The organism is Bartonella sp. AP150HLJHH (genome assembly GCF_042196385.1).
GTDB lineage: Bacteria > Pseudomonadota > Alphaproteobacteria > Rhizobiales > Rhizobiaceae > Bartonella.
The window spans coordinates 1-11,456 of sequence record NZ_JBHIQC010000028.1 but is presented as its reverse complement, the minus strand read 5'-3'; the positions used below and the strand labels follow the sequence as shown (position 1 = coordinate 11,456).

Below are 11,456 nucleotides of genomic sequence, written 5' to 3'. Positions count from 1 at the left end.
TTTTTTGTTGAGTTTCCCAATGCTCTCAAAACACTGATTGTTAAAAAATCTACTATGAGTGATTATTGGGGCATTTGAGCTGGCAATATTGCTGAGATTGCACAAAACCATATCACACGCCTTCAAACTATGCTTTCTGATCAAACAAGCGAAGCTTATCATGCCTTTGATGCGTTTTATAAGGAATTAAAAAACAACTTAAACAGCGAGATAAAACAAGAAGAAGCGATTGAGATGTTAGCGCAACATCTTGTCACGCGTCCCGTGTTTGAAGCCTTGTTTGAGGGCAATGAATTTGTGCAAAACAATGCCATTTCGCAAGCAATGGAAAAAATCTTAACAGAACTCGACAAAACCAATATTGAGGAAGAATCCAAAGAATTACAAGAGTTTTATGACAGCGTAAAGTTCCGTGCCTCTGGCATTACCGAACCACAGGCAAGACAAAATCTTATTATCAAGCTTTACGAAGATTTTTTTACCAAAGCTTTTAAGAAGACAACGGATAGGCTTGGGATTGTTTATACCCCCGTTGAGGTCGTGGATTTTATCATTCATTCTGTTGATGATGTGTTGCGTAATGAGTTTGGAAAAAGCTTGGGGTCACGTGGAGTCTCTATTCTTGACCCTTTCACTGGAACGGGAACCTTTATCACAAGGCTTTTACAATCAAAGCTCATAAAACCAGAGGATATGGAATACAAATTCCGTCATGATATCCATGCCAACGAGATTGTCTTACTAGCCTATTACATAGCAGCCATTAACATTGAATCGACTTATCATAGTTTGAAGAAAGGAGAGTATATTCCTTTCAAACATATTGGTTTAACCGATACATTCCGGATGCTGGAAAAACAAGATTTGATGAAAGGTTTATTAGAGGAAAACAGTGAATATTTAGAACTTCAGAAAAACCTCAATATTGAAGTTATCTTCGGCAATCCTCCTTATTCCGTGGGGCAAAAGAGCGAAAACGATAATGCAAAGAATACTTCTTATCCTATTTTAGATAAACGGATCAGTGAAACTTATGCTGCTCAATCGAAAGTAACCAATATACGAGCACTTTATGACAGTTATATCCGTGCTATCCGCTGGGCAAGTGACCGTATAAAAGACCATGGTATTATTGGTTTTGTCACAAACGCAAGCTTTGTTAGTGGGCACTCTATGGATGGTTTACGAAAATGCCTCGTTGAGGAATTTAGCAGCCTTTATATTTTCCATTTACGGGGAAATGCTCGGACTTCTGGAGAACAACGTAAGAAAGAAAGTGGTGGAATTTTTGGTGAAGGATCTCGTGCTCCCATAGCTATCTCTATTCTCGTAAAAAATCCAAATGCACAACAGCGTGGTAAGATATATTTTCGTGATATTGGAGACTATCTCACGAGGCAAGAAAAGCTTACAATGATTGAATCCCTTGAAAGCATTGATGGTATTACACGGAGTAAACAAGGTTGGCAAATAATTACACCGGATAAGCATGGGGATTGGATAAAGCAACGTGATGACAGTTTTAAAAAATTTTTAGCTATAGGTGTTAAAAAAGGACATGATAAAAAGCTCTTTAAAATTTATTCCTGTGGTCTAAAAACAAACCGTGATGCTTGGGCATATAACTCAAGCTATAAGATTTTAGAAAATAATATGCATAATATGATTACTTTCTATAATAGCGAAGTAGAACGTTTTAATGATGCCTATCCACATGCTGATCATAAAATACGTGCAAATGCTGTAAACAATTTCATCAATGCAGATGAGAGCAAGATTAGCTGGAGCCATAATGTTAAACAAGAATTGGTAAGAGGAAAAATTCTTAAATTCGAAGATGCATGCCTCACGCAAAGTTTATATCGCCCTTTTACACGACAGTGGCTTTATTATAATCGTACTTTCAATGAGAGAGTTTACCAAACGCCGCGTATATTCCCAATGGAGAAAGCGGTTGAAAATAAAATCATACAAGTTACAGGCATAGGAGCAATGGTTGGCTTTTCTGCACTTATGACTAAGAATTTGCCTGATTTAGGTGTGATGAATGCTAGTCAATGCTTTCCACGATATTTCTATGAAGATGCTCCGGTTTCAAGAGACAAAAATGAAAAACAATCTCATTTATTTGCGAATTCTACAGAAGAAAGTAACACAGTTGGTTTACAGAGGCGTGATGCCATTACTGATGAAGGATTAGCCCATTTTCAAGCGGCTTATCCGAATGAAAAAATCACTAAAGATAATTTGTTCTATTACGTCTACGGATTGTTACATTCGGAAGATTATCGTGCTCGTTATGCTGATAACCTCTCTAAAGAATTGCCTCGCATCCCTTGTGTAAAAAGCGCTGAAGATTTTTGGAAGTTCGTAACAGCAGGGCGTGAACTCGGTCATTTGCACGTGAATTATGAAACTGTAGAGCCTTATCCAGTGACCTTTAAAAAGGGTAATCCAAAACAAACAGAGATCTCTAATCCCGAAAAATTCTATTACGTTACAGAAATGAAATTCGCAAAAATTAAGAATAGTAAGGAAAAGGATAAATCTACAGTTATTTATAACAGCAATATCATTATGACAGATATCCCTCTTGAAGTTTATGAGTATATCGTCAATGGCAAGCCCGCTCTTGAATGGGTTATGGAGCGTCAATGTGTAAAGACTGATAAAAAGAGTGGTATTGTGAATGATGCCAATCGCTATGCTGTTGAAACCGTTGGCAACCCTGCTTACCCATTGGAGTTGTTTCAAAGGGTTATTACGGTAAGTTTAGAAACCATGAAAATCGTTAAGAACTTACCCAAATTGGTATTAAGAGAAACTGAATAACTTATAAAGATGCTCATATAATGGGTATGATAAACGCATAAGGGGTATAAGGTCTTATAACCATATAATCTATACCTCTCTTGTTAAATTGCTTACATACAATCTTTAAAAGGAATGTTTATATGCATTATTCTAAAAAGAAGAAACTTGCACTTTTAAATACTCTTATTTTGATTGCTTTAAGACTTTTAAGAAATCCCATCTTAAAGTGAATACGCTTCTTTTACATTGCCTTTAAGAGGTTATACCGTAATCTAAAATGAGTGCTTTATTGTTATCAGAAGCTTTGTTTAAAGAGAGTTATGTATATTCATTTTCTTATATTACTTATAGGTTTTGAATGTTTCTCAAACCCCCAAAACACCTACAAAACCCTCTTAAATATATATTAAAGATTGTATTTATGTTTTGTGTTTAATATAGGTTGTTTATTTGAAAGATTAACTTATTGAAATATAATGACTTTTATTTTTTATTGAAAAATATGTAAAGGGGGAGCGTAAAAAGCACCTCCAAAACCCCCTAAACCTCCAAAACTCATAACCATAATGGTCTTGATAGCATCTATTATGATTATAATCCCTTTCTTTTGAAAGGCTTAAAGGATCATATGCTTTTCATAAAGCACATTTTAATCATTCACTAAAATCATAAGATTCGTCTGTTAAATAAACTGACATAACCGATAAAATAGACAAAAGCCCATTAAAAGAGATTTTGATAATCTATGAAATAATAGGTTATTTCCTTTAAATCTTGCACCAAAACCATGATCAGAGCCACACCACTGTTGAATTTCTCAACTAGTGATCAAGGCTTTGGAGCGCGTCTTATTTTCTAAATTTCTGAAATCTTTTCGATATTTTTTAGGTGCTATTTCTTGTCTTTTTTTCCGATAAAATTGACTATTTTCTCTTTCCACGAGCGGGGTTGCTCCTTGCTGGTAACCTCTTGTTGATCATCAAGCTTTTTTGCCACCTGTTTAATTAAAGCGTAGCTCAGTTGTTTGGTTTTTGCTACTTCTTTGGCTAAAGCTAATGCACATTCAAGGTGGGTTTTGTTGATGCTTTCGTCAAAGCCTAGGTGATCACCTGCCGTAAAGCTTTGCTGATAAGATTGTAAGGTCTCAACATCACCCAATAAAGCAAGAGCGCCAAGATGAAGCAAAGCATAATCCGTATCATCTGCTTTAGACGTTGCATCCCGTTGCCAAGGAGCAGTGCCATAATCAGAGCGAAGTCTTTTAGAAAGGTCAATGTCTGTTACCGCCCATTTTAGCGCGTCATCAAGTGCTTGCTTTAAGCGATCCGCAGTAACTTCTGGTTCAAAGATTTCTAACCCCTTTGCTTCAAAATTAAGCTGTATATCTGGAATATCTTCCGTGTGGGTAGGATCAATGAATTTACAAGCGGTGGAAAGAATGCCCGTGCTAATCATAAAGGCGCTATCAAATTGCGGGTAGTCTTTGGCAATTTCGTCGTTATAAAGAATATCTACTTCACGATCAGCCAATTGATAGCTTGCCATATGGTCATTCTCATTGATTTTCTCGGTTGACCAGCCTAAACTTTTTAAAAGTGTATGAGCATTTTCCATGGTGAGACGATCATCAGTGTCATCCGCTTCCTCTGTCGCCTCAACAGCAATAGTTTTGGAAACAACAGATGCTGTTTGGGAATCAAGGGACAAAATCGGAGCATTTTTTGGAAAACCCGCTCGATAACCCCGTGCAAGAGTAAGAGCGTTGTCAATCGTATATTTCGTGATACCTTCCACAAAGCTTAAAGAGTTTCCCTTTCTAAAATTCTCTTTATAAAACTTAAGCCTCTCAACATCTCCAATCAGAATAAGCGCAATAAAATGGCGTATTATAAGATCATATTCACTATTTGTTGGCAAAGCCGCATAATCATAGATGATTTGATTAACATTTTGTCGATCAGCCCAACACAAAATATCCGCACAGATCTGCTTCAGTTTACCTTCATCAACTTCATTACCAGACACAGTATATATATCTTCTAACTCTTTAAGAACGGTATATTGGGGAGTATTGATGAAAACAGATCGATAAGCTGTAGAAAAACCAAGTGTTGAAAGAGAAACCTTGAAGGTAACAAGCGGTGTCTCTCCGTTTTTATCAAGGTCGTACACTATATTAATGATACGATCTTTCTTTATAAAATAAGCATTGCAATTGTAATTTTTATCACGATAGACTGTCCAGTCCATCCTTTTTAAGTCTTCAGAAACTGTATTAAGAAAAGACAAATCTTGTAAACTAAGACGATCATCTATGGCTTTTCGCTCATTAAGGATTTTCAGATATTCTTCAGCAAATTGAACGGCATGGTTAATATATCTCTCTACTTCACTGTCATCCAAGATCTCAGAAATCGTACCTGCTTCTAAAAAACTTTGATAAGATTTCAGGACATCAATTTGACCTGTCAATGCTAAACAAGCCAAATGCCAGACTATACGTATATTGTAGCTATACTTTTGAACACGTGTTTTGCTTTCTATTGATGCTTGTAAATCTTGGGCACGCGCCCACTGTATTATCCGCTCAGAGATTTTGATAAGCTCTTGCTCATCTAATGTCTCTACACAAATATCAATGCCTTTACCAAAACCACTAAAAATCCCCCCCCCAATCGTATTAAAAGAATTATAAATATTTTTAGGAGAAACGCACCAATATTCCTCACTATAGTGAATACAATTGCAAGCGACAGAAATCATTTCATTAGATATTTCAGCTTCAATACGGACATTGTAATTGTCATGGAGACGTATAAAACCAAAATCAAATTGAATGAAGCGGTCGGGCAAAATCAACCACATTTTTCTAGGCTCCGTAGAAAACCACCCTTGTGTTTTGAGAACGCGCATTGCTGCTGTGAGGCTTATCGAGCGCTGTTTGGTTTTTTTGCGCGTTAGAATATCATCCAACCCCCCATTTTTATAGGCTTGCGCAAAAAAAAGCAGGCGATCATCCGATGTCATTGTTTTATAATCTGCAAATTCTGGCACAGATAGTTTTGGAGTAGATCTATCACTCCTTAAAGCCTCCATATCACCAAGTAATGCTTGTGCAACGGCAGAATGATTAGTAGCTTCCTCGCACAACTTTTTTTCAATATCCTGTGCTTGCGCCCATGCAATCACTTTGTTTAAAGCGGTTGTGATATGGCTTTCGGAAAGATCCGGAGCTTTAACATTAAAATCCTCCTTCGCGTAAAACAGCACATCTCCATATTTACGCTGTGATTTTTCACCTCTAGAATATTCCCGAGCAAGGCAATAAGCAGCGGTGGTGAGATCAGCCGAAAGCAAAAACTCTTTGCCTCTCTCTCCATAATTTTTTACACCATAGCCAATGCCAATAATGCGATCGGGAAGATGATAATGCGCAAAAGTATCACCCACGTTATCACGATAAGGCTCCCAGCCCAGTCTTTTTAAAATCTCTGTGACATCTTTGGTTTGCATCATCATTCCCCCAGCATGATCTGTAATTCTTTTACATAAAAATTACTTATGTAATACTTAGGCTCTCTAGAAAGACTATATATTTCCTCACTATCAATTTCACCTCTTCCATAGTTTTTTCCAAAAACTCTTGTAAAAAGGGATAGGTTGCGGAGTGGGAGTGTTCTCAATCTTTTCAATCGGTTGGTCACCATCAAGTATCTCTTCTCCCGCGTGTACTTTAATTCTTTTGCAAAGGAATTCATAAAAATTACTGGCGTAATATTCGCAATTATCCAATGGATACATAACATAGATTGGACATTCTCCATCGCGAAACTGCGTATAATCAAAATAAAAGGTTTCATCAAAATCAGCTTCACACACGATAAGCTGTTCTGCTGTCACAAAACCACGTTTTCTATCATTTAAGTTCTGAAAAACAATATCACCAGCAGGAATACCCATAGGATTATCATAAAGACTATAGATTTCTTCACCACCAATGTCCCCGCCTTTACAATGTTCTAAAAAACTCTTGTAAGACGATGTAAATTGTAAACCGAGAGCTTTCTCCGCCTTTTCAATCACGAAATCACCAACTGCATCATCTTCAGTACCAAAATTGATAATCTCTTCATCATATTTATTCACTTTATCAATTAATACTGCAACATCATCTAAAGTATAGGTTTTCATAGATGATCCTCAAAACGTGCGTTATAAACGCTCCATATTTCCTCTATCAATTTCACCTCTTCCATAGTTTTTTCCAAAAACTCTTGTAAAAAGGTATAGGTTGCGGAGTGGGAGTGTTCTCAATCTTTTCAATCGGTTGGTCACCATCAGGTATCTCAGCTCCCACGCTTTCTTTAATTCTTTTGCAAAGGAATTCATAAAAATTGCTAGCGTAATATTCGCAATCTTCAGATGGAAGCATGACATAAAGTGGGCATTCACCATCCCTAAACTGCGTATAATCAAAATAAAAGGTTTCACCAAAATCTGTTCTGCTAACGAAAAGCTGTTCTGGTGTCACAAAACCACGTTCTCTATTGAGTAAGTTTCGGTAAACAATATCACCAGCAGGAATACCTTCCCCACAATCTCCATAAATGCTAAATATTTCATCACCACCAATTTCTCCTCCTCCATATTTTTTTAAGAAAACTTTGTAAGAGGATGTGAATTGCAAACCCAAAGCTTTCTCCGCCTTTTCAATCTGTAAATCATCTGTTTCATTCTCTCTATCATCTTCAGTACCCAAATTGATAATATCATCATATTTATTCACTTTATCAATTAATACTGCAACATCATCTAAAGTATAGGTTTTCATAAATCTTCCCCTGCATGGTCCTTAATTCTTTTACAGAGAAATTCATAAAAATTACTTGCATAATAAAGGGGATCTCCAGATATTACCTCAAAATAGAGCGGACATTCACCATCCTGAAACTGAGAGTAATCAAAGTAAAATGTCTCACCAAAATCAGTTCTACTGACAACAAGCTGCTGTGATTTTGCTAAACCATTTTTCATTTCTGTTAAGCGATTATAGACAATGTCACCACCATAAACAGTTTCAAAGTCTACACCATAAATGCTAAAAATTTCCTCGCAACCAATTTCTCCTCCTCCATAATTTTTTAAAAAACTTTTGTAGGACGAGGTGAATTGTAAACCAAGAGTTCTCTCAGCCTTTTCAATCAATATATCATCAGGTGCATCCTCTGCAGTGCCAAAGTCGATAACATCCGGATACTTATTAATTAATTGTGCAACATCAGCTAAGGTATAGGTTTTCATGGATGATCCTCAAAACTTGCGTTATAAACGCTTCATATTTCCTCTATCAATTTCACCTCTTCCATAGTTTTTTCCAAAAGCTCTTGTAAAAAGGGATAGGTTGCGGAGTGGGAGTGTTCTCAGTCTTTTCAATTGGTTGATCACCATCAGGTATCTCAACTCCCACGCTTTCTTTAATTCTTTTGCAAAGGAATTCATAAAAATTACTGGCGTAATATTCGCAATCTTCAGATGGAAGCATGACATAAAGTGGGCATTCACCATCCCGAAACTGCGTATAATCAAAGTAAAAAGTCTCACCAAAATCTGTTCTACTTACGATAAGCTGTTCTGGTGTCGCAAAACCCCTTTTTCTATTATTTAAGTTGCGGAAAACAATATCACCAGCAGCAATACCTATTCCACAATCCCTATAAACGCTACAGATTTCATAACCTCCAATTTCTCCTCCTTTATAATTTTTTAAAAAACTCTTATAAGAAGATGTAAATTGTAAACCGAGAGCTTTCTCCGCCTTTTCAATCAGTAGATCATCAACTGCATTTTCTGCAGTACCCAAATTGATAATCTCATCATCATATTTATTCACTTTATCAACTAATACTGTAACATCATCTAAGGTATAGGTTTTCATGAATCTTCCCCTGCATGTTCCATAATTCTTTTACAGAGAAATTCATAAAAATTACTTGCATAATAATGTGACGCTCCAGATGGAATCTTGACGTAGAGTGGGCATTCACCATCCTGAAACTGAGTATAATCAAAGTAAAATGTCTCACCAAAATCAGTTCTACTGACAACAAGCTGTTCTAATGTCGCAAAACCATGTTTCCTATGATATAAGTTTTTATGCACAATATCACCAGCAGGATGATCCTCAAAACTTGCGTTATAAACGCTCCATATTCCCTCTATCAACTTCACCTCTTCCATAGTTTTTTCCAAAAGCTCTTGTAAAAAGGTATAGGTTGCGGAGTGGGAGTGTTCTCAATCTTTTCAATCGGTTGATCACCTTCAGGTATCTCTTCTCCCACGTGTACTTTAATTCTTTTGCAAAGGAATTCATAAAAATTACTGGCGTAATATTCGCAATCTTCAGATGGAAGCCTGACATAAAGTGGGCATTCTCCATCCCGAAACTGCGTATAATCAAAATAAAAGGTTTCATCAAGATCATAACTCACAACGAGCTGTTCTGGTGTCGCAAAACCATGTTTTCTATCGAGTAAGTTTTGGTAAACAATATCACCAGCAGGAATACCTTCCCCACAATCTCCATAAAGGCTATAAATTTCTTCACCACCAATTTCCCCTCCTACATATTTTTTTAAAAAAACTTTGTAAGACGATGTGAATTTTAAATCCAAAGCTTTCTCTGCCTTTTCAATCACAAGATCATCAACCGCATTTTTTTCAGTACCAAAATTGATAATATCATCATCATATTTATTAACCTTATCAATTAAGACTGCAACATCATCTAAGGTATAGGTTTTCATCAATTATTCTCCATAAATTATTTTATAAGTCTCTGTTTTTTCTCTTTTCATCAATCGTAGAGCATTACTGCCGGTGCTCCTGTCCCCATCTGTTAAAATCTAGACCTATGATACCCCATCTCATATTGATTATTCCTCCTAAATTACTGTTTTCTTGTTCTCCATACCCATTACCAAGTTTATACCAATATTCCTCTCTCTGCTTCTCAAACTTTTTTCTATCTATGAGCGATTGATGTGTTTTTGGATTAGCATGAATAACAGAAGTATATTTTTTATGAAATTCATGGCTCATTTCTGCTAAGGGTCCATCAGGGGTTTGATTTAGGTGATGCAACTCAACAGACTTACCATCATATCCTATAGGTGCTCTTCTTGCTTTCATTCTATCAATATTAGTGCCCCATACCGTTTCCCCTTTTACCATCCAGTAAGAAATTCTGTTAGGATCAAACAAATCGTCTCTCCGATAAACTGTGTAGGTCTGTCCAAATTTGCTATCGGTAAATTTAGTGGGTTTCTTTTTTAACCAAAGCTTTTTTTCTTTAGCAGCAAGTTTGGTCAGTTCTTTCCTCGCCGCAAGTTTGTCAGGATCTCCTTGAGCTGCAAGTTCTGCAAGATTTTTCTTGGAAGCGAATTGGGCAAAATCTTTCCTAGCAATGAATTTAATCCAAGCCTTTTCGCCAAGCTTTATGCCTCCCTTGGCTGCTCCAGCAACTCCTGTCATTAGGGATGCTGTTTCAGTCAATAATTTTCCAAATTCAAGTCCAGCTTTAAAGGATCCACCAGCACCGGCTCGCTCATATTCCTCCTTCATTTTATTAATGCGATCTACATAGGACTGTCCAAGGGTCTGACCAATTGTCGCCAAAATCTCACCACTGCTGAAAAAATCTTTGAGCGCTTTCAAAGTCTCTTCGGGATGTTTGGCTAGTTGCCAAAAATCATCAACCGTATCGTATATTTCAGCCGGTACACCAGCTACTATACCAGCCCCAAAGCTTATACCTTGCCCTGTACTAATCGCAGACCACTTCGCAGACACTTCTGCTTCACATAAAAGGTCAGGACACTCCTTTAATTCTTTATTCATCTGGGCTATTTGAGCACTGCTGAGGTAGTTATTTTCAGCGGCATTACCTGCGGCATCAGCGCCGGCATCAACATTGCCACCGGCAAGGGCAGCGGCAACGCCCCCAGCAGCCCGTGCAATATCAATGGTGTGGTCTCTAAAGTCAGCAAACTGCGCATCAATCTTTGCGTTTATACGCGCTTCCTCTTCCGCAGTTGGGGTGCGACCGTTTAGATCCCCCATTTCCTCTTTCACAATGCCTTGCACCCACAATTGAAACTGGAGCATAGCAGTTGCTTCACCCACAGCACCCCCCACAGCACCGGCTGTGCAAGCACCGCTCGCAACAGCGCCTTTTAAGCAGCCAAGACCGGCGTGGGCAACGATCTGCGTGACCGTATCTATTTTGCCTTCTGCCTTGGCGGTACCGATTTCTTCCGCCAACGATTTGCCAACCGTATCAGACAGGGCGATGCGCAGATTGTTAAAAAAGTTCTTGTCAAGAGAGCCACCCTCAAGAGCCGTTTGAACGCCTGTGCCAATGGCGGCTTTGATCAAGTTCTTTTCCGCCTCACGGGTGATGCGATCAACCAGAGGAGCCGTTTTGGGCAAAGATTGTCCAACACCAGCCATTTCGGTTAGTTGGCTGGTTAAGCCTGCTGTCAACATCGACGAGACAATGCTGAGAATATTCTTTGAAGAGCCAAGCTCATGCAAGGCACCGGCAATATTGCCGCGATTATTGACAAGAGCCACAGCGCTTTTGT

General features: G+C 37.8%; 8 protein-coding genes and 1 pseudogene. 1 reads left to right on the top strand and 8 read right to left on the bottom strand.

The features are described 5' to 3' along the window. Positions 1-2,832, top strand: a pseudogene (locus tag ACFING_RS08180) (type ISP restriction/modification enzyme); the annotation flags it as partial. An 873-nt stretch (positions 2,833-3,705) separates the two neighbouring features. On the opposite strand, the gene ACFING_RS08175 reads toward ACFING_RS08180, so the two are convergent. The 8 genes from ACFING_RS08175 to ACFING_RS08140 all read right to left on the bottom strand — a co-directional run. Then, positions 3,706-6,327, bottom strand: coding sequence for a DUF6990 domain-containing protein (locus ACFING_RS08175; protein ID WP_375630406.1), 2,622 nt, complete (start codon positions 6,325-6,327; stop codon positions 3,706-3,708). A gap of 99 nt (positions 6,328-6,426) precedes the next feature. After that, complete coding sequence (locus tag ACFING_RS08170; protein ID WP_375630404.1) at positions 6,427-7,005, bottom strand: SMI1/KNR4 family protein; 579 nt, start codon at positions 7,003-7,005, stop codon at positions 6,427-6,429. Between the two features lie 52 nt (positions 7,006-7,057). Continuing rightward, entirely contained in the window at positions 7,058-7,645 is a 588-nt protein-coding gene (locus tag ACFING_RS08165; RefSeq protein WP_375630403.1) for an SMI1/KNR4 family protein, read from the bottom strand. Beyond that, complete coding sequence (locus ACFING_RS08160) at positions 7,642-8,115, bottom strand: SMI1/KNR4 family protein (RefSeq protein ID WP_375613701.1); 474 nt, start codon at positions 8,113-8,115, stop codon at positions 7,642-7,644. The genes ACFING_RS08165 and ACFING_RS08160 overlap by 4 nt, the downstream gene beginning before the upstream one ends. 52 nt (positions 8,116-8,167) lie before the next feature. Further along, complete coding sequence (locus ACFING_RS08155) at positions 8,168-8,749, bottom strand: SMI1/KNR4 family protein (protein WP_375630402.1); 582 nt, start codon at positions 8,747-8,749, stop codon at positions 8,168-8,170. Then, positions 8,746-9,051 (bottom strand): hypothetical protein, encoded by a 306-nt coding sequence (locus ACFING_RS08150; RefSeq protein ID WP_375630401.1) that lies wholly within the window; start codon positions 9,049-9,051, stop codon positions 8,746-8,748. Before ACFING_RS08150 ends, ACFING_RS08155 begins: the two co-directional genes overlap by 4 nt. Then, a complete protein-coding gene (locus ACFING_RS08145) occupies positions 9,039-9,617 on the bottom strand; it encodes an SMI1/KNR4 family protein (RefSeq protein ID WP_375630400.1) in 579 nt (192 codons plus the stop codon). Before ACFING_RS08145 ends, ACFING_RS08150 begins: the two co-directional genes overlap by 13 nt. 64 nt (positions 9,618-9,681) lie before the next feature. Continuing rightward, the coding region (locus ACFING_RS08140) for a DUF637 domain-containing protein (RefSeq protein WP_375630399.1) at positions 9,682-11,456 on the bottom strand (1,775 nt) is incomplete at its 5' end.

Coding starts and splice junctions, on each gene's coding strand:
- ACFING_RS08175 (WP_375630406.1), bottom strand. CDS start 6,327: ATGCAAACCAAAGATGTCACAGAGATTTTAAAAAGACTGGGCTGGGAG.
- ACFING_RS08170 (WP_375630404.1), bottom strand. CDS start 7,005: ATGAAAACCTATACTTTAGATGATGTTGCAGTATTAATTGATAAAGTG.
- ACFING_RS08165 (WP_375630403.1), bottom strand. CDS start 7,645: ATGAAAACCTATACTTTAGATGATGTTGCAGTATTAATTGATAAAGTG.
- ACFING_RS08160 (WP_375613701.1), bottom strand. CDS start 8,115: ATGAAAACCTATACCTTAGCTGATGTTGCACAATTAATTAATAAGTAT.
- ACFING_RS08155 (WP_375630402.1), bottom strand. CDS start 8,749: ATGAAAACCTATACCTTAGATGATGTTACAGTATTAGTTGATAAAGTG.
- ACFING_RS08150 (WP_375630401.1), bottom strand. CDS start 9,051: ATGGAAGAGGTGAAGTTGATAGAGGGAATATGGAGCGTTTATAACGCA.
- ACFING_RS08145 (WP_375630400.1), bottom strand. CDS start 9,617: ATGAAAACCTATACCTTAGATGATGTTGCAGTCTTAATTGATAAGGTT.